Origin of the sequence: Streptomyces sp. NPDC090088 (assembly GCF_044747345.1) — a bacterium.
In the GTDB taxonomy this organism is placed as follows: Bacteria; Actinomycetota; Actinomycetes; order Streptomycetales; family Streptomycetaceae; genus Streptomyces.
In genome coordinates, this window is record NZ_JBIVDZ010000001.1 from 1,322,940 (window position 1) to 1,341,506 (window position 18,567).

Annotated in this window: 11 protein-coding genes; 7 read left to right on the forward strand and 4 right to left on the reverse strand. The window is 68.9% G+C overall.

The genetic code is table 11. The features are described from left to right. Nucleotides 1-35: 35 nt before the first annotated feature. Together ACIPSJ_RS05840 and ACIPSJ_RS05845 are read right to left on the reverse strand one after the other, a co-directional pair. A complete protein-coding gene (locus tag ACIPSJ_RS05840; protein WP_401343827.1) occupies nt 36-893 on the reverse strand; it encodes a phosphatase PAP2 family protein in 858 nt (285 codons plus the stop codon). An 82-nt stretch (nt 894-975) separates the two neighbouring features. Further along, nucleotides 976-2,025 (reverse strand): LacI family DNA-binding transcriptional regulator, encoded by a 1,050-nt coding sequence (locus ACIPSJ_RS05845; protein WP_359225182.1) that lies wholly within the window; start codon nt 2,023-2,025, stop codon nt 976-978. Nucleotides 2,026-2,357: 332 nt separating this feature from the next. On the opposite strand from ACIPSJ_RS05845, the gene ACIPSJ_RS05850 reads away from it, so the two are divergent. From ACIPSJ_RS05850 to ACIPSJ_RS05870, 5 genes are all read left to right on the forward strand, one after another. Then, nucleotides 2,358-3,632, forward strand: a complete 1,275-nt coding sequence (locus ACIPSJ_RS05850; protein ID WP_359225180.1) for an extracellular solute-binding protein — start codon at nt 2,358-2,360, stop codon at nt 3,630-3,632. A 124-nt stretch (nt 3,633-3,756) separates the two neighbouring features. Next, nucleotides 3,757-4,761: a sugar ABC transporter permease gene (locus tag ACIPSJ_RS05855; RefSeq protein WP_359225177.1), complete on the forward strand. Its 1,005-nt coding sequence runs from the start codon at nt 3,757-3,759 to the stop codon at nt 4,759-4,761. 13 nt (nt 4,762-4,774) lie between these two features. Then, nucleotides 4,775-5,683: a carbohydrate ABC transporter permease gene (locus ACIPSJ_RS05860; protein WP_355718791.1), complete on the forward strand. Its 909-nt coding sequence runs from the start codon at nt 4,775-4,777 to the stop codon at nt 5,681-5,683. A 218-nt stretch (nt 5,684-5,901) separates the two neighbouring features. After that, nucleotides 5,902-7,563, forward strand: a complete 1,662-nt coding sequence (locus ACIPSJ_RS05865) for a glycoside hydrolase family 13 protein (protein WP_401344588.1) — start codon at nt 5,902-5,904, stop codon at nt 7,561-7,563. A 158-nt stretch (nt 7,564-7,721) separates the two neighbouring features. Further along, complete coding sequence (locus ACIPSJ_RS05870; protein ID WP_401343831.1) at nt 7,722-9,095, forward strand: alpha-amylase family protein; 1,374 nt, start codon at nt 7,722-7,724, stop codon at nt 9,093-9,095. Here ACIPSJ_RS05870 and ACIPSJ_RS05875 read toward each other — a convergent pair. Beyond that, nucleotides 9,071-9,943, reverse strand: coding sequence for a helix-turn-helix transcriptional regulator (locus tag ACIPSJ_RS05875; RefSeq protein ID WP_401343834.1), 873 nt, complete (start codon nt 9,941-9,943; stop codon nt 9,071-9,073). The genes ACIPSJ_RS05870 and ACIPSJ_RS05875 overlap by 25 nt on opposite strands. An 86-nt stretch (nt 9,944-10,029) precedes the next feature. Here ACIPSJ_RS05875 and ACIPSJ_RS05880 point away from each other — a divergent pair, with 86 nt between their 5' ends. Continuing rightward, nucleotides 10,030-10,812 (forward strand): SDR family NAD(P)-dependent oxidoreductase, encoded by a 783-nt coding sequence (locus ACIPSJ_RS05880; RefSeq protein ID WP_401343837.1) that lies wholly within the window; start codon nt 10,030-10,032, stop codon nt 10,810-10,812. A 59-nt stretch (nt 10,813-10,871) separates the two neighbouring features. Here ACIPSJ_RS05880 and ACIPSJ_RS05885 read toward each other — a convergent pair whose 3' ends face one another. After that, nucleotides 10,872-12,947 carry a carbohydrate-binding module family 20 domain-containing protein gene (locus tag ACIPSJ_RS05885; RefSeq protein WP_401343840.1) on the reverse strand — a complete coding sequence of 692 codons (2,076 nt, stop codon included), beginning with the start codon at nt 12,945-12,947 and terminating at the stop codon, nt 10,872-10,874. A gap of 199 nt (nt 12,948-13,146) precedes the next feature. Here ACIPSJ_RS05885 and pulA point away from each other — a divergent pair, with 199 nt between their 5' ends. Further along, entirely contained in the window at nt 13,147-18,519 is a 5,373-nt protein-coding gene (gene pulA, locus ACIPSJ_RS05890; RefSeq protein WP_401343842.1) for a pullulanase-type alpha-1,6-glucosidase, read from the forward strand. Nucleotides 18,520-18,567 lie beyond the last annotated feature (48 nt).

The window sequence follows — 18,567 nt, forward strand, 5'->3', positions numbered from 1 at the left end:
GCCGAACCGGCCGTGCGCCCCGTACCGAAGTCGGCTCAGCCGCCCGCAGGGCTCCGCAGCAGACTCGTCCCCGTCGGCTGCCGGGGAAGGGCGTACGGGAGGGTGCCGTACCAGAGGCGGGCCACGGTGAAGCCGAAGGTGAGGCAGAGGGCGCCGCCGACCGCGTCGAGCCAGAAGTGGTTGGCGGTGGCGACGATGACGAGGAGGGTGGCGGTGGGGTAGAGGAGGCCGAGGAGGCGTACCCAGGGGACCGACGCGAGGGCGAAGACGGTCAGGCCGCACCAGAGGGACCAGCCGATGTGCATGGACGGCATCGCGGCGTACTGGTTGGACATGTGCTTGAGGTCGCCGGAGGCCATCGAGCCCCAGGTGTGGTGGACCGTCACCGTATCGACGAAGCCGCCCCCGGTCATCAGGCGCGGCGGGGCGAGCGGGAACAGGTAGTAGCCGAGAAGGGCGACACCGGTCGTGGCGAAGAGGGCGAGACGGGCCGCCGCGTAGCGGCCCGGATGGCTGCGGTAGAGCCAGACCAGGACGCCCAGCGTCACCACGAAGTGCAGGGTCGCGTAGTAGTAGTTCATCCCGACGATCAGCCAAGTCACCGAGTTCACGGCGTGGTTGACCGACTCCTCGACGGCGATCCCCAGACGGTGCTCGGTCCGCCAGATCCAGTCCGCGTTGCGCAGCGCCTGCGCCTTCTGCTCCGGTACCGCGTTGCGGATCAGCGAGTAGGTCCAGTAACTCACCGCGATCAGCAGGATCTCGAACCAGAGCCGGGGCCGGCGCGGCGTGCGCAGCCGTCGTAGGAACCCCTGTTCCCCCTCGCCCGTGACGGTCCGCGGAAGGGTCTGCTGTGCGCGACCTTCCGGCTCTGTCACGGTCGAGTCACTCATAGGCACAGAGTCTGCCAGAAAAGGCGTCCTCGACAGATCATCCCAAGGTTGGGTTCACGCCGCATGTTCTACGGCAGCGCGACTACTTCGCGAGTACCGCACGGTTGTTTCCCAGGTTCGGCGCGGACGCCGTGGAACCGCGCACCACCAACTCCGGCATGAAGACGAACTCGCTGTGCGGAGCCGGGGTGCCCCCGATCTCCTCCAGCAGGGTGCGCACCGCGGCCTGGCCCATCGCCGGTACCGGCTTGCGGATGGTGGTGAGGGGCGGGTCGGTGAAGGCGATGAGGGGGGAGTCGTCGAAGCCGACCACCGAGACGTCCCGGGGGACGTCGAGGCCGCGCTGCCGGGCCGCCCGTATCGCGCCGAGCGCCATCATGTCGCTGGCGCAGACGACCGCCGTGCAACCGCGGTCGATCAGCGCCGTGGTGGCCGCCTGACCGCCCTCCAGGGTGTACAGCGAGTGCTGCACGAGCTCCGACTCGATCACGTCCGCCGCCAGGCCCAACTGGTCCTGCATCGCCCGCACGAAGCCCTCGATCTTGCGCTGCACGGGGACGAACCGCTTCGGGCCGAGCGCGAGGCCGATCCGGGCGTGGCCCAGCGAGACGAGGTGGGTGACGGCCAGGATCATCGCGGCCCGGTCGTCGGGGGAGATGAACGGCGCCTGCACCTTCGGCGAGAAACCGTCCACGAGGACGTACGGCACGCCCTGCGCCCGCAGCCGCTCGTAGCGCTGCATGTCGGCGGTGGTGTCCGCGTGCAGCCCGGAGACGTAGATGATTCCCGCGACCCCGCGGTCCACCAGCATCTCGGTCAGCTCGTCCTCCGTGGACCCGCCCGGGGTCTGGGTGGCCAGCACCGGGGTGTAGCCCTGCCGGGTCAGCGCCTGCCCGATGACCTGGGCGAGCGCCGGGAATATCGGGTTCTCCAGCTCGGGGGTGATCAGGCCCACCAGGCCCTCGCTGCGCTGCCGCAGCCGCACCGGACGCTCGTAGCCGAGGACGTCGAGCGCGGCCAGCACGGACTGGCGGGTGGTGGCCGCGACGCCCGGCTTCCCGTTCAGGACCCGGCTCACCGTCGCCTCGCTCACCCCCGCCTGCGCTGCGATGTCGGCAAGCCGTGTGGTCACGGCACTGGACTGTACCGGCCGTATGTCCCCTTGCACACCGATCGGGCGCCTGATGCGGCCTGGGGGGCGGCCCGGTCCGGGCTGCTGCGTCATCGCACTCCCTCATGAAACGTGACGGCAAGAGCTTGCAGAGTCTTGCACAAGTCGCCGCCGTAGCGCTCTACCGCCGTAAACAAGCGTCTCACGGCGGTCGCCGAGAGGTCACGCCCGGATAACTTCGGAGATCTCTTGCACTTTTTTGCTGCAAGGTCTTTCGCAAGGCTTACATCGCTGTTACGTTCCCTGACGCCCGGCGGCAGCGAAGGCCCGGGCATTCACCCCAAGGAGAACTCATGCGGCGTGGCATAGCGGCCTCCGCGCTGGTGGCGTCCCTCGCCCTCACGGCGACGGCGTGCGGCGGGAGCGACAGCGACAGCAAGTCGGACGGCCCGGTCACCATCACCTGGTGGGACACCTCCAACGCCACCAATGAGGCACCGACGTACCAGGCCTTGATCAAGCAGTTCGAGGCCGCCAACAAGAACATCAAGGTCAAGTACGTCAACGTCCAGTTCGACCAGGCGCAGAACAAGTTCGACACGGCCGCCCAGTCCGGCAAGGGCGCCCCCGACGTGCTGCGCTCCGAGGTCGGCTGGACCCCCGCCTTCGCCAAGGCCGGCTACTTCGTGCCGCTGGACGGCACCGCCGCGCTCGCGGACAAGGACAAGTTCCAGTCCAGCCTGATCACCCAGGCCCAGTACGAAGGCAAGACCTACGGCGTGCCGCTGGTCACCGACACCCTCGCGCTCGTATACAACAAGGCGCTGTTCAAGAAGGCCGGCATCACCGCCGCCCCCACCACCTGGGACGAGGTCAAGGCCGACGCCGCCAAGATCCAGGACAAGGCCAAGACCACCGGCTACTGGGGCCCCGAGGCCGCGTACTACACGCAGCCCTTCCTCTACGGCGAGGGCACCGACATGGTCGACGCCGCCGCCAAGAAGATCACCATCACCTCGGCGGCGGCCAAGAAGGGCTACCAGACCTGGCTGGACCTCTACTCCGGCAAGGGCCTGCACAAGGCCGACGTCACCGCCGACGCCTACGCCCACCGCCAGGACGCCTTCGTCAACGGCAAGGTCGCGATGACCATCGAGGGCCCCTGGGAGATCACCAACTTCTACAAGGGCTCCGCGTTCAGCGACAAGTCCAACCTCGGCATCGCCACCGTCCCGGCCGGCTCCACCGGCAAGGCGGGCGCCCCGACCGGCGGCCACAACCTCTCGATCTACGCCGGCATCGACAAGGCCCACCAGGCCGCCTCCGAGAAGTTCGTCGCCTTCATGACCTCCGCGAAGTCCCAGACGGAGATCGCCCTGAAGAACTCCACCCTGCCGACCCGCTCCGACGCGTACACCGCCGCGGTCAAGGCCGACCCGGGCATCGCCGGCTACCAGGCCGTCCTCGCCTCCGCCCAGCCGCGCCCGGCGCTCGCCGAGTACTCCTCCCTGTGGGGTCCGGTCGGCACCGAGCTGACCAAGATCGCCGGTGGCAAGGAGTCCCTGGACAAGGGGCTGAGCACCGCCGAACTCGGGATCGAGAAGCTCGTCCCCGACTTCAGCAAGTAGGCCCCGCGTGACCGCCGGAGCGCGCCCCGTTCAGGGGGGAGCGCTCCGGCGGTCACCGGCCTGTGTCCAGGCCGCCCGGCCCGCCCAGCCCGCCCATCCCGGATTTTCCAGAAGGTGTCGAACCATGACAGTCGCCATCGACCGCGCGACCGGCAAACGCCACGGTGACCGCGCGCCCCGCCCCGGGCTGGGCCAGCGGATCAGGAACGGCTACCAGAAGTACTGGTACGCCTACGCGATGATCGCTCCCGTCGCCGTCGTGCTCGGGGCCCTCGTCGTCTACCCGTTGGTGTACGGCTTCTACCTGACGTTGACGGACGCCAACAGCCTCAACACCGCCCGCACCATCGGCGTCAACCACATCGACGCCACCTACAAGTTCATCGGCCTGGACAACTACAAGGACATCCTGTTCGGCCCGACGTCCTACGACCGCTTCTGGTCCCACTTCCTCTGGACGATTGTCTGGACCGCGCTCTGCGTCACCCTGCACTACACGATCGGCCTCGGCCTCGCCCTGCTGCTCAACGAGAAGTTCCGCGGCCGCACCCTCTACCGCATGGTCCTGGTGCTGCCCTGGGCGGTGCCGACCTTCGTCACCGTCTTCGGCTGGCGGTTCATGCTCGCCGACGGCGGCATCATCAACGCGACCCTGCACTTCCTCCATCTGCCGCAACCCGACTGGCTGGAGGACACGTTCTGGCAGCGGGCCGCCGCGATCCTCGTCAACACCTGGTGCGGTGTGCCGTTCATGATGCTCTCGCTGCTCGGCGGCCTCCAGGCCATCGACGGCACCCTGTACGAGGCCGCCGAGATGGACGGCGCGAGCGCCTGGCAGCGGTTCCGGTACGTCACCCTGCCGGGACTGAGGTCCGTCAGCTCCACCGTCGTACTGCTCGGCATCATCTGGACGTTCAACCAGTTCGCCGTCATCTTCCTGCTGTTCGGCAACACCGCCCCGGACGCGCAGATCCTGGTCACCTGGGCCTACTACCTCGGCTTCGGACAGCAGCCGCGCGACTTCGCCCAGTCCGCCGCCTACGGCATGCTGCTGCTGGCCATCCTGATCGTCTTCACCTCCTTCTACCGCCGCTGGCTCAACCGCAACGACCAGCAGCTCGCGATCTGAGGCAGGAGTTCCCATGAGTACGACCACCGTCGAGACCTCCGCCCAGGTCGCCGAGGAGACCCCCGTGACCAGCACCCGCCGCCCCCGCGGCCGTGGCGAGCGCGGCCCGCTCGGCACCGCCGTCACCCACGGCGTCCTGGGCGTCGCGAGCCTGATCGCGTTCTTCCCGGTCGGCTGGCTGATCTTCCTCTCCCTCGGCCCGGACAAGGACGACTACCTGCACCCGAGCGGCATCTGGCACAAGATGACGCTGGACAACTACTCCTTCGTCCTCCAGCACACCGGCTTCTGGGACTGGTTCACCACGACGATGATCGTCGTCGGCGGTACGACGATCATCGGGCTCATCCTCGCCTCGACCACCGGCTACGCGGTCTCCCGGATGCGCTTCCCGGGCTACCGGAAGTTCATGTGGCTGCTGCTGGTGACCCAGATGTTCCCGATCGCCGTGCTGATCGTGCCGATGTACCAGATCATGTCGCGGCTCGGTCTCATCGACAGCTATCTCGGCCTGATCCTCGTCTACTGCACCACCGTCGTGCCGTACACGGCCTGGCTGCTCAAGGGCTACTTCGACACGATCCCCTTCGAGATCGACGAGGCCGGCCGGGTCGACGGACTCTCCCCCTTCGGCACCTTCGCCCGGCTGATCCTGCCGCTCGCCAAGCCCGGCCTCGCGGTCGCCGCGTTCTACAACTTCCTCACCGCCTTCGGCGAGGTCGCGTTCGCGTCCACGTTCATGCTCAGCGACGACAAGTACACGTTCGCGGTGGGGCTGCAGAGCTTCATCAGCGAGCACGACGCACAGCGGAACCTGATGACGGCGACGGCGGTGCTGATCGCGATACCGGTGGCCGTGTTCTTCTACCTCGTACAGAAGAACCTGGTGACCGGGCTCACCGCCGGCGGCACGAAGGGGTAACGCCGGTTGCCGGAAAAGCTGCGTCGGCCGTCGTGTGTGTGCGGCGCCGTTGTGGCTGGTCGCGCCCACGCGGCGGAAGCCGCAGATCGATAGAGTCCCGCGCCCCTTACGGGGCACGGGTGGCGGCCGTGGTCTCCATCCGACCCCGCTGAGGCCACGGCCGCCTCTACACCCCACCCTTTGACCCGATGACCCAGTTACGACGCATCAAGGACGCCATGAGCCAGCAGCATTCCGCCGCACCGGCCCCCGCCATCGCCACCGTCGCCCGACGCCGGGACTGGTGGAGGGACGCGGTGATCTACCAGGTCTATCCGCGCAGCTTCGCCGACAGCAACGGTGACGGCATGGGCGACCTGGAGGGTGTGCGCGCCAGACTCCCGTACCTGCGTGACCTCGGTGTCGACGCCGTCTGGCTGAGCCCCTTCTACGCCTCGCCGCAGGCCGACGCCGGTTACGACGTCGCCGACTACCGGGCCGTGGACCCGATGTTCGGCAACCTGCTGGACGCGGACGCGCTCATCCGGGACGCGCACGCGCTGGGGCTGCGGATCATCGTCGACCTGGTGCCCAACCACTCCTCGGACCAGCACGAGTGGTTCAAGCGGGCGCTGGCGGAGGGGCCGGGATCGCCGTCGCGCGACCGGTACCACTTCCGCCCGGGCAAGGGCGAGAACGGCGAACTCCCGCCCAACGACTGGGAGTCCATCTTCGGTGGCCCGGCCTGGACGCGGGTCGCCGACGGCGAGTGGTACCTGCACCTCTTCGCGCCCGAGCAGCCCGACTTCAACTGGGAGCACCCGGCCGTCGGCGACGAGTTCCGTTCCATCCTGCGGTTCTGGCTGGACATGGGCGTGGACGGGTTCCGGATCGACGTCGCCCACGGCCTGGTGAAGGCGGAGGGGCTCCCGGACATCGGGGACGCCGACCAACTCAAGCTGCTGGGCAACGATGTCATGCCGTTCTTCGACCAGGACGGGGTGCACGACGTCTACCGGCAGTGGCGGCACGTCCTCGACGAGTACGCCGGTGAGCGGATCTTCGTCGCGGAGGCCTGGACGCCGACCGTCGAGCGCACCGCCAACTACGTCCGCCCGGACGAGCTCCACCAGGCCTTCAACTTCCAGTACCTGAGCACGGAGTGGGACGCGAAGGAGCTGCGGGCGGTCATCGACCGGACCCTGGAGGCGATGCGGCCGGTCGGCGCCCCCGCCACCTGGGTGCTGTCCAACCACGACGTCACCCGGCATGCCACCCGGTTCGCCAATCCGCCGGGCCTTGGCACCCAGATCCGTACGGCGGGGGACCGGGACCTCGGGCTGCGCCGGGCCCGGGCGGCGACGCTGCTGATGCTGGCACTGCCCGGTTCGGCGTACGTCTACCAGGGCGAGGAGCTGGGCCTTCCGGACGTCGTCGACCTGCCCGACGAGGTCCGCCAGGACCCCGCGTACTTCCGGGGCGCCGGCCAGGACGGCTTCCGCGACGGGTGCCGGGTGCCGATCCCGTGGACGCGGGAGGGCTCCTCGTACGGCTTCGGCGGCGGGGGCAGCTGGCTGCCGCAGCCCGCCAGCTGGGGCGAGCTGAGCGTGGAGGCGCAGACGGGGGTGGCCGGTTCGACGCTGGAGCTGTACCGCGCCGCGCTGAGCACCCGGCGTGCCCAGCCCGACCTCGGCGCCGGCGACGCGGTGGAGTGGCTGCGCGCCCCGGAGGGCGTACTCGCGTTCCGGCGCGGGGAGTTCGTGTGCGTCGCGAACACCAGCGGGGAGTCGGTGACGGTGCCCGCCTACGGCCGGGTGCTGCTGGCCAGCGGTGAGCTGACGGAGGCCGACGGCGAGGCGAAGGTGCCGGCCGACACGACCGTGTGGTGGACGACGGCCTGATGTTCTGACAGGCCGTCACTCGGTAACTTCTTGCAGCAACTTCACATGGCCCGCTACCCAACTGGGTGGCGGGCCTTTAGCATCTGCGCAACCGCAAGGTTTCAGCAAGGTTTCTGCAAGAGCCTTCAGCTCGGCCTTCAATGACGAAGGAACCCCACATGGCACGTAAGACCCTCTCCGCCGCACTGGCGCTGGCCGCCTGTAGCGTTGTCATGACCCCGTCCGTCGCGTCGGCCTCCCCGCCCGGCACCAAGGACGTCACCGCCGTCCTCTTCGAGTGGAACTACGGCTCCGTCGCCAAGGAGTGCACCAACACCCTCGGCCCGGCCGGCTACGGATACGTCCAGGTCTCCCCGCCCGCCGAGCACATACAGGGCTCGCAGTGGTGGACCTCGTACCAACCGGTGTCGTACAAGATCGCCGGACGGCTCGGTGACCGCACCTCCTTCCAGAACATGGTGAGCACCTGCCACACGGCCGGGGTGAAGGTCGTCGTCGACACCGTCGTCAACCACATGTCGGCGGGCAGCGGCACCGGCACCGGCGGCTCGTCGTACACGAAGTACGACTACCCCGGCCTGTACTCCTCCTACGACTTCGACGACTGCACCTCCCTCGTCTCCAACTACGCCGACCGCTGGAACGTCCAGCACTGCGAACTCGTCGGCCTGGCCGACCTGGACACCGGCGAGGAGTACGTCCGCAAGACCATCGCCGGCTACATGAACGACCTGCTGAGCCTCGGCGTCGACGGCTTCCGCATCGACGCGGCCAAGCACATCCCGGCCGAGGACCTCGCCAACATCAAGACCCGGCTGACCAACCCGTCCGTGTACTGGAAGCAGGAGGTCATCTACGGCTCCGGAGAGGCCGTCCAGCCCACCGAGTACACCGGCAACGGGGACGTCCAGGAGTTCCGTTACGCCTACGACCTCAAGCGCGTCTTCAACAACGAGAACCTCGCCTACCTGAAGAACTACGGCGAGGGCTGGGGGTACATGAGCAGCTCGGTCGCCGGGGTCTTCGTCGACAACCACGACACCGAGCGCAACGGCTCCACGCTCAACTACAAGGACGGCGCGAACTACACGCTCGCCAACGTCTTCATGCTCGCCTACCCCTACGGCGCCCCCGACATCAACTCCGGCTACGAGTGGTCGGACACCGACGCGGGTCCGCCCGACAACGGTGTCGTCAACGCCTGCTGGCAGGATGGCTGGAAGTGCCAGCACGCCTGGCCCGAGATCATCCGCATGGTCGCCTTCCGCAACGCGGTGCGCGGCGAGTCGATGACGAACTGGTGGGACAACGGCGGCGACGCGATCGCCTTCGGCCGGGGCGCCAAGGGATACGTCGCCATCAACCACGAGTCGAGCTCACTGTCCCGGACCTACCAGACCTCGCTGCCCGCGGGGACGTACTGCAACGTGCAGAACAACACGAGCGTGACCGTCAACAGCTCCGGGCAGTTCACCGCCACCCTGGCCTCGAACACGGCCCTGGCGATCTACGCCGGGAAGTCCACCTGCTGATCGGCCCGGTCCATCCGCTGCGTCCCGATCACCGACAGCAGCCGCAGCGCCTCCTCCGACGGCGACCCCGGGGTGGCGGTGTAGATCACCACCTGCTGGTCCCGGTCGGTGATGTCGAGGGCGTCGCAGTTGACGGTCACCGGGCCCACCACCGGGTGCCGGAAGGTCTTGGTCAGGGTGGGCTCGGCGGACACCTCGTGCGACTCCCACAGGCGCCGGAACTCCTCGCTCCCGGCGAGGAGTTCCGCCACCAGACCGGTCACCTCGGGCGCGTCGGGATAGCGGGCCGCGGTGGCCCGCAGCCGACGCGCCGAGTGCCGCGCGAAGGCGTCCACGTCCGACACCCCGTACAGCCTGCGGCCCACCGGGCCCGGGCCGAGGAAGGCACGGCGCATGAGGTTGCGCTCGCGCGGCGGCAGCGCGGAGAAGTCCTCCATGAGGGCCGCCGCCAGATCGTTCCAGGCCAGCACCTCGCAGGTCGCGGACGTCACGAAGGAGGCGGCCTGCGGGAGCCGGCGCAGCAGGTCGAGCAGACTCTGCCGCACCTCACGCGGCGGCCCGGGCGGCGGCGCCGGCGGGGCACCGGCGAGGTGGTGCAGATGGACCCGCTCGGCGTCCGACAGCCGCAGCGCCCGCGCCAGACCGCCCAGCACCTCCCGCGACGGCCGCGGCCCCCGCGCCTGCTCCAGCCGCGTGTAGTACTCCGTCGAGATGAACGCCAGCTGCGCCACCTCCTCGCGCCGCAGCCCGGGCGTACGCCGCCGCGGGCCGCACGGCAGCCCCACCTCGCCCGGGGAGATCCGCTCCCGCCGGCTCCGCAGGAACGCCGCCAGTTCTCGCCTGTCCACACCCCCAGTCTGCGCCGGTCACCCGCGCTCATCCAGGTACCGCCGGTGCCTGGATGAGCCGTGGGCCCGGGCCCAGGCTCGAAGCCATGGAAAACACCGCGATCACCTACCAGGGCCTGCTGACCGGCAAGGTCGCCTTCATCAGCGGAGCCGGACGCGGCATCGGGGCCGCCGCCGCCCGCCTCTTCGCCCGCGAGGGCGCCCGGGTCCTGCTGGCGGCCCGCACGGAGGACCAGCTCAAGACGGTGGCCGAGGAGATCCGCGCGGCGGGCGGCACCGTGGACCACGTGGTCTGCGACCTGGCCGACGCGGCGAGCGTCCGCGCCGCCGTGGACCGCACCGTGGAGGTCTACGGCCGCCTCGACCTCGCCTTCAACAACGGCGCGATCGCCCAGCGCCCCGGCCCCCTGGACGAACTCCCCGAGGCCGACTTCGACCAGGTCACCGCCGTCAACCTCAAGAGCGTCTGGCTCGCCATGAACGCCGAGATCGCCGCCATCCGCGCCACCGCCGGCACCGGCGCCATCGTCAACAACTCCTCCATCGGCAGCCTGCGCGCCAACCCCGTCCTCCCCGTCTACGGCGCCCTCAAGCGCGCCGTCAACAGCCTCACCCAGTCCGCCGCCGTCACCTACGGCCCCGAAGGCATCCGCGTCAACGCCGTCGCCCCCGGCGGCACCCTCACCGAGATGGTCCGCGACTGGGACGCGGCCACCCCCGGCGTCATCGACCACATGAAGACCGTGACCCCCCTGCGCCGCACCGCCGCCCCCGAGGAGATAGCCGAAGCCGCCGCCTGGCTCCTCAGCGACCGCGCCTCCTTCGTCTCCGGCGCGATCCTCCAGGTGGACGGGGGAGCGGGCGCGTGAGAGGCCGCCACCGGGGGAGAAGTACCCGGTGGCGGCCCGCTCATCGGTCGGACGGAGTGCTACTTCCAGGTGTCACTGGCCGTGTAGCCGGACGAGGTGCCGGTCGTGTACGACCGGTTGGTGCCCGACTCCCAGGTCACGTTCCCGGATGAGTCCTTCTTGACGTACTTGTAGGCGAAGGTCGTGCTCTTCGGGACGATCACCAGCTTGCTCCACGTCGGGTACGACTCCGAGGACAGCGGGATCGCGTCGCTGGTGTTCCAGGAGCCGAGGGAGGCGATGGAGCCGACGACGTAGACGTTGGTGCCGTAGTCGGTGGTGGCGTATTCGTTGAAGGTGACGTCGGTGGCGTCGGCGTTCGCCACGTTCCAGGAGTTGTTGAGGGAGACCGCCGAAGTGGTGGTGGTCGCCGATCTGTTGGCGTTGGACTCCCAGGTCACATTGCCTGAACTATCCTTTTTGATGTATTTGTACGTGAAGGACGTGTTGATCGGCACGCTCGCCGCGCCCGACCAGATCGGGTATCCGGAGGACGAGAGCTGGATCGCCTTCGAGGTGTCCCAGCCGCCCAGGGCGTCGATGGAACCGACGACGTAGACGTTGGTGCCGGTCGTGGTGGAGGCGTACTCGTTGAAGGTCGCGGTCACCGTGGAGGTGGAGCCGCCGCCACCGCTGCCGCCGTCGTCGCAGCCGACGGTGCAGGTGTAGGAGGAGTTGTAGAAGGCGACGGCGTCCTTCGCGGGGATGGTGATCGACGCGTTGCCGCCGGAGACGGTCACTGTGCTCGCGCCGCCGTCGATCACGTTGGAGTACGTGCCGTCGGCCATGCCCGTCGCGAAGGTGTAGGTGGCCGACGAGGAGCCGTTGTTGACGGCGAAGAACCCGGCGCCGCTGCGGCCGAAGCCGATGACGTTGGACGACATGGTCTGCCAGTTGGAGACGGCCGCGCTGCCGGCCGCGTTGTGCCAGGCGACCATGCCGACGACGGCGGTGTCGCGGTCGAGGCAGTTCCAGCCGCTGGAGCAGTTCGTGTCGGTGACGAAGCCGGACGAGTTCGGCGGTGCCTGGTCGCTCTGGGTCCACTGCCAGCTGGAGTAGATGGTCGGGGTCGACCACTTGTAGGCCAGCTCGAAGAGGTTGGCGAGCTTGTAGCTGTCGCCGTCCTTGTAGCTCATGTGCAGGCCGTTGCGCTCGGTGTCGTGGTTGGTCACGAAGGACACCGAGTTGGCGGCGGGCAGGATGCCGCTGCTCCCCAGGGAGGACAGGTCGCTCACGTTGCCCTGGAAGGCCGACTTCATCTTGCTCGCGTAGGTGAAGTCCAGGACGTCACCGGAGCCGTAGTAGTCGCTGGGCTGCGGGGTCGAGCCCGGGTACACCTCGTCGAAGATGTAGGGCGCCGCGCCGGACGTGGTGGTGTTCAGCTTGGCGACGATGGCGGCCATGTCGGTGGCCGGGATGTGCTTGGCCGAGTCGACGCGGAAGCCGTCGACGCCCAGCGCGATCTGCTTGTTGAGGAAGGCGGCGAGGCCCGAACGGACGTTGTCCGCGCTGGTCTTGAGGTCGGGCAGGCCGAGCAGTTCGCAGTTCTGGACCTGGGTGAGGTTCGAGTAGTCCTGGATGGTCAGGTCGGAGGTGGGGCAGTCGGCGGAGGTGTGGTAGTCGCTCGGGTCCCAGTCCGGGGTGTCGTACTTGTTGGTGATGGTGGTGCCGTCGTAGCCGGTGCCGGTCTGGGCGGCGGTGTGGTTGATCACCGCGTCGGTGTAGACCTTGACGCCCGCGGTGTGGCAGGCGGTGACCATCGCGGCGAACTGGGTCGCCGTCCCGAAGCGGCTGTTCAGGGTGTACGAGTAGGGCTGGTAGACGTCCCACCAGTAGTAGCTGGACTGCTTGAGGGACTCGGAGGGCGGGGCGACCTGCACCGCGCCGTACCCGGCCGGTCCGAGCACGTTGGTGCACTCGGACGCGATCGAGTTCCAGTTCCATTCCCAGAGGTTGGCGATCACGTCGCCCTTGGCGGTGGTGTCCGCCTGCGCGGCGGTGGCCGGCAGGGCGACGACGCCCGCGAGTGCCAGGGCGCCCGCGGCGATCGCGACGGCCGTGCGTCTGAAGACACCCGGGGGTCGGTGTCCGGTCATGTGCGGCTCCGAAACAAGAGGGACAGGCTTCAACAACCCTGGAGCGTGGGCCAGTTGAGACAACGCGTCAATACGCCTCGTGAAAGTTCTTGCTGTGAGTTTCAAGCCTCTTGCTGTAAACCTTTCGTTAGCGATACGGTCGCGCGGGGTCGGACCCAGACGGATCCAAGAGAGCCGCTATCGCTAGGAGTTCACGCCGGTGATACATGTCAGACGGGTCGCGGCCGTCGCCGTCGCCGCCCTCGCCGCCGCGCTCGTGCAGCCGGTCGCCGCACACGCCGCCGCCCCGCCCGCGCCACCCTCCGACGCGCGACTCGCCGCCGAGCCCGCCCGGCACGACGACACCCGCGAGCAGTTCTACTTCGTCATGCCGGACCGTTTCGCCAACGGCGACACGGGCAACGACAAGGGCGGCCTCACCGGCTCCCGCCTCTCCACCGGCTACGACCCCACCGACAAGGGCTTCTACCAGGGCGGTGACCTCAAGGGCCTGACCAACCGGCTCGACTACATCAAGGGGCTCGGCACCACCGCCATCTGGATGGCGCCGATCTTCAAGAACAAGCCGGTCCAGGGGACGGGCAGCAACGCCTCCGCCGGCTACCACGGCTACTGGATCACCGACTTCACCCAGGTCGACCCGCACTTCGGGACCAACAAGGACCTGGAGACCCTCATCTCCAAGGCGCACGCCAAGGGCATGAAGGTCTTCTTCGACGTCATCACCAACCACACCGCCGACGTCGTCGACTACGAGGAGAAGTCCTACGACTACCTCTCCAAGGGCGCCTTCCCCTACCTGACCAAGGACGGGCAGCCCTTCGACGACGCCGACTACGCGGACGGGAAGAAGGAGTTCCCGGCGGTCTCCACCGCCTCCTTCCCGCGCACCCCGACCGTCACCAGCGACAGCAAGGTGCCGTCGTGGCTCAACGACCCGACGATGTACCACAACCGGGGCGACTCCACGTACGCCGGCGAGTCCACCACCTACGGCGACTTCTCCGGGCTCGACGACCTGTGGACCGAACGGCCCGAGGTCGTCAGCGGGATGGAGAAGATCTACGAACGCTGGGTGCGGGACTTCGACATCGACGGCTTCCGGATCGACACCGTGAAGCACGTGAACATGGAGTTCTGGACGCAGTGGGCGACCGCGCTCGACCAGTACGCGGCCCGGCACGGCCGTAAGAACTTCTTCATGTTCGGCGAGGTCTACTCCGCCGACACGTCGGTCACCTCGCCGTACGTCACCCAGGGGCGGCTCGACGCGACCCTCGACTTCCCCTTCCAGGACGCGGCCCGCTCCTACGCCTCCCAGGGCGGCAGCGCGCGGAAGCTGTCGGCGGTCTTCGGCGACGACTACAAGTACACGACCGGCAAGGCCAACGCCTACGAGCAGGTCACCTTCCTCGGCAACCACGACATGGGCCGGATCGGGTCCTTCCTGGAGCAGGACAACCCGAAGGCCACCGACGCCGAACTGCTCGCCAAGGACAGGCTCGCCAACGAGGTGATGTTCCTCAGCCGGGGCAACCCGGTCGTCTACTACGGCGACGAGCAGGGCTTCACCGGCTCCGGCGGCGACAAGGACGCCCGGCAGACGATGTTCGCCTCGAAGGTCGCCGACTACCTCGACGACGACGAGATCGGCACCGACCGCACGCACGCCAGTGACGCCTACGACACGAGTGCGCCGCTCTACCGGCAGATCAGCGCTCTGTCCAAGCTCCGCGCGGCCAACCCCGCCCTCGCCGACGGCGTCCAGACCGAGCGCTACGCGGCCGACGGCGCCGGGATCTACGCGTTCACCCGGACGGACGCGAAGACCGGCCAGGAGTACGTCGTCGCGTTCAACAACGCCGACACCGCGCAGACGGCGACCTTCGCCACCGGTTCCGCGGGCATGCGCTACCGCGCGCTCCACGGCACCGACGGCACCGTCACCTCCGGCACGGACAACCGGGTGACCGTCACCGTCCCGGCCGAGTCCGCCGTCGTCTACAAGGCCACCGGCGCCCTCGCCAAGCCCACCACCGCCCCCGCCCTGACCCTCACCGCCCCGGCCGCCGGCGCCACCGGCACCGTCGACCTCACCGCGGACGTCACCGGCGGACAGCTCGACCGCGTCGTCTTCGCCGCCCAGGTCGGCAACGGGAAGTGGACCGTCCTCGGCTCAGCCGACCACGCCCCCTACAAGGTCACCCAGACCATCGCGAAGGACGTCCCGGCCGGTACCGCCCTGCGCTACAAGGCGGTCGTGGTCGACTCCGCCGGGCACACCGCCGGCGCCCTGGCCGCGAGCACCAGCGGCACCCCGCCCGCCGCCGAGACGCCCACCGCCTCCTCCCGCGACTACGCGGTCGTCCACTACAAGCGCGCCGACGACGACTACGCCGACTGGGGCCTGTACGCCTGGGGCGACCTCGCCGACGGCGAGGCGACCACCTGGCCCGCGAGCCACCCCTTCACCGGCCGGGACGCCTACGGCGCCTTCGCCTACGTCAAGCTGAAGCCGGGTGCCTCGAACGTCGGCTTCCTCGTCATCGACAAGGACGGGAACAAGGACGTCTCCGCCGACCGCTCCATCGACGTCACCAAGACCGGCGAGGTCTGGATCGAGCAGGGCAAGGCGGACGTCCTGACCGAGAGGCCGACCGCCGACTACCCCGCCCAGGACACCACCAAGGCGGTCATCCATTACCACCGCGCCGACGGGGAGTACGACGGCTGGGGCCTGCACGTCTGGACGGGCGCCGCGAACCCCACCGACTGGTCGAACCCGCTGAAGCCGGTGAAGACTGATGCCTATGGCGCGGTCTTCGAGGTACCGCTCACCGAGGGTGCCACCAGCCTCAGCTACATCATCCACAACGGCGACGAGAAGGACCTCTCCGCCGACCAGTCGCTGGACCTCAAGTCCGACGGCTACGAGGTGTGGCTGTTGAACGGCCAGGAGAAGCACCTGCTCCCGCAGCCCGCCGGCAGCGCCGCCGCGCTCGACCTGACCACCTCCAAGGCGATCTGGATCGACCGGGACACGGTCGCCTGGAACGGTGTCGACGGTGCCGCCTCCACCCAGCTGCTGTACTCCCACGACGGCTCGATCGCCGTCCAGGACGGGACGCTGACCAGCGGCGACGAGCGCTGGCTGCGGCTGACGAAGACCACCCTCACCGACGCCCAGAAGGCGAAGTTCCCGCACCTGAAGGACTACACGGCCTGGTCGGTCGACCCGCGCGACCGCGGCCGGGTGCGGGAGGCGCTCAGCGGTCAGCTCGTCGCCTCCCAGCGCGCGGCGAACGGCGCGGTGCTGGCCGCGACCGGCGTACAGATCGCCGGGGTCCTCGACGACGTGTACGCGACGGCCACCAGGGCCGCCCTCGGCCCGGTCTTCCACCACGGGAAGCCCACCCTCTCCGTCTGGGCCCCGACCGCGCAGTCCGTCGCCCTCGAACTCGACGGCGCGGTCAAGCCGATGCACCGCGACCCCGCCACCGGCGTCTGGTCCGTCACCGGTGCCAGGTCCTGGAAGAACAAGCCCTACCGGTACGTCGTGAAGGTCTGGGCGCCCAGCGTCCGGAAGATCGTCACCAACAAGGTCACCGACCCTTACTCGGTCGCCCTCACCGCGAACTCCGAGCGCAGTCTCGTCGTCGACCTGGACGACCGGTCCCTGGCGCCGGGCGGCTGGTCGACGTACACCAAGCCCAAGGCCGTACCGCTGAAGGACGCCCAGATCCAGGAGCTGCACGTCCGGGACTTCTCGGTGGCGGACAGCACGGTCCCGGCCGCGGACCGGGGCACGTACCTGGCCTTCACCGACCAGGGCAGCGACGGCTCCAAGCACCTCAAGTCCCTTGCCAAGTCCGGGACTTCGTACGTGCATCTGCTCCCGGCCTTCGACTTCGCCACGGTCCCCGAGAAGAAGGCCGACCAGGCGACGCCCGACTGCGACCTCGCCTCCTACGCGGCCGACTCGCAGAAGCAGCAGGAGTGCGTCTCGGCGGTCGCCGCGAAGGACGCCTACAACTGGGGCTACGACCCGTACCACTTCACGGTCCCCGAGGGGTCGTACGCCACCGATCCGGACGGCACCGCGCGCACGGTGCAGTTCCGGCAGATGGTGAAGTCCCTCAACCAGGACGGGCTCCGGGTCGTCATGGACGTCGTCTACAACCACACGGCGGCCAGCGGGCAGGCGGACACCTCCGTCCTCGACCGGATCGTGCCGGGGTACTACCAGCGGCTGCTCGCCGACGGCAGCGTCGCCAACAGCACCTGCTGCTCCAACACCGCGCCCGAGAACGCGATGATGGGCAAGCTGGTGGTGGACTCGATCGTCACCTGGGCCAAGGAGTACAAGGTCGACGGCTTCCGCTTCGACCTGATGGGCCACCACCCGAAGGCCAACATCCTGGCGGTCCGCAAGGCGCTGGACGCGCTGACCCTGAAGAAGGACGGCGTCGACGGCAAGAAGATCATCCTGTACGGCGAGGGCTGGAACTTCGGCGAGGTCGCGAACGACGCCCGGTTCGTGCAGGCCACCCAGCAGAACATGGCGGGGACGGGCATCGCGACCTTCTCCGACCGGGCCCGGGACGCGGTGCGCGGCGGCGGCCCCTTCGACGACGACCCCGGCGTGCAGGGCTTCGCCTCCGGCCTGTACACCGACCCCAACTCCTCCACCGCCAACGGCACGACGGCCGAGCAGAAGGCCCGGCTGCTGCACTACCAGGACCTGATCAAGGTCGGCCTGACCGGCAACCTCGCGAAGTACCGGTTCACCGACGACGACGGCAAGGAGGTCACCGGCGCCGAGGTCGACTACAACGGCGCGCCCGCCGGATACGCGGACGCCCCGGGTGACGCCCTCGCCTATGTCGACGCGCACGACAACGAATCGCTGTTCGACGCGTTGACGTACAAGCTGCCGAAGGACACCTCCGCGTCCGACCGGGCCCGGATGCAGGTCCTGGCGATGGCCACGGCCGCCCTCTCGCAGGGCCCGTCGCTCTCCCAGGCGGGCACGGACCTGCTGCGCTCCAAGTCCCTGGACCGCAACTCCTTCGACAGCGGAGACTGGTTCAACGCCATCCACTGGAACTGCGCCGACGGCAACGGCTTCGGGCGCGGGCTGCCGACGGCCGCCGACAACGAGTCCAAGTGGCCGTACGCCAAGCCCCTGCTGACCTCGGTGAGCGTCGGCTGCGCACAGATCGAGGGCGCCTCGGCCGCCTACCGTGATCTGCTGAGAATCCGTACGACCGAGAACGCGTTCTCGCTGGACACCGCTGGACAGGTGCAGTCGAAGCTCTCCTTCCCGCTGTCCGGGAAGGACGAGACACCCGGTGTCATCACCATGCGACTCGGTGACCTCGTCGTCGTGTTCAACGCGACGCCGGGGCAGCGGGAGCAGCGGGTGGCGGCCCTGGCCGGTACCGGCTACCGGCTGCACCCGGTGCAGGCCTCGGGGGCGGATTCCGTTGTCAAGTCCGCTTCGTACGCGGCGGATACGGGTACGTTCCTCGTTCCGGGACGCACGGTGGCGGTGTTCTCCCGGACCAGGTGACAGTGGCGTTAGGTTGGTGGGGCGGGCCCGGCACCGGGCCTGCCCCAC

What these genes read in the sequence shown, in the direction of transcription:
- ACIPSJ_RS05870 (WP_401343831.1), top strand. Translation starts at nt 7,722, where the DNA reads ATGGCACGTAAGACCCTCTCCGCCGCACTGGCGCTGGCCGCCTGTAGC.
- ACIPSJ_RS05865 (WP_401344588.1), top strand. Translation starts at nt 5,902, where the DNA reads ATGAGCCAGCAGCATTCCGCCGCACCGGCCCCCGCCATCGCCACCGTC.
- ACIPSJ_RS05885 (WP_401343840.1), bottom strand. Translation starts at nt 12,947, where the DNA reads ATGACCGGACACCGACCCCCGGGTGTCTTCAGACGCACGGCCGTCGCG.
- ACIPSJ_RS05840 (WP_401343827.1), bottom strand. Translation starts at nt 893, where the DNA reads ATGAGTGACTCGACCGTGACAGAGCCGGAAGGTCGCGCACAGCAGACC.
- ACIPSJ_RS05860 (WP_355718791.1), top strand. Translation starts at nt 4,775, where the DNA reads ATGAGTACGACCACCGTCGAGACCTCCGCCCAGGTCGCCGAGGAGACC.
- ACIPSJ_RS05850 (WP_359225180.1), top strand. Translation starts at nt 2,358, where the DNA reads ATGCGGCGTGGCATAGCGGCCTCCGCGCTGGTGGCGTCCCTCGCCCTC.
- ACIPSJ_RS05855 (WP_359225177.1), top strand. Translation starts at nt 3,757, where the DNA reads ATGACAGTCGCCATCGACCGCGCGACCGGCAAACGCCACGGTGACCGC.
- ACIPSJ_RS05880 (WP_401343837.1), top strand. Translation starts at nt 10,030, where the DNA reads ATGGAAAACACCGCGATCACCTACCAGGGCCTGCTGACCGGCAAGGTC.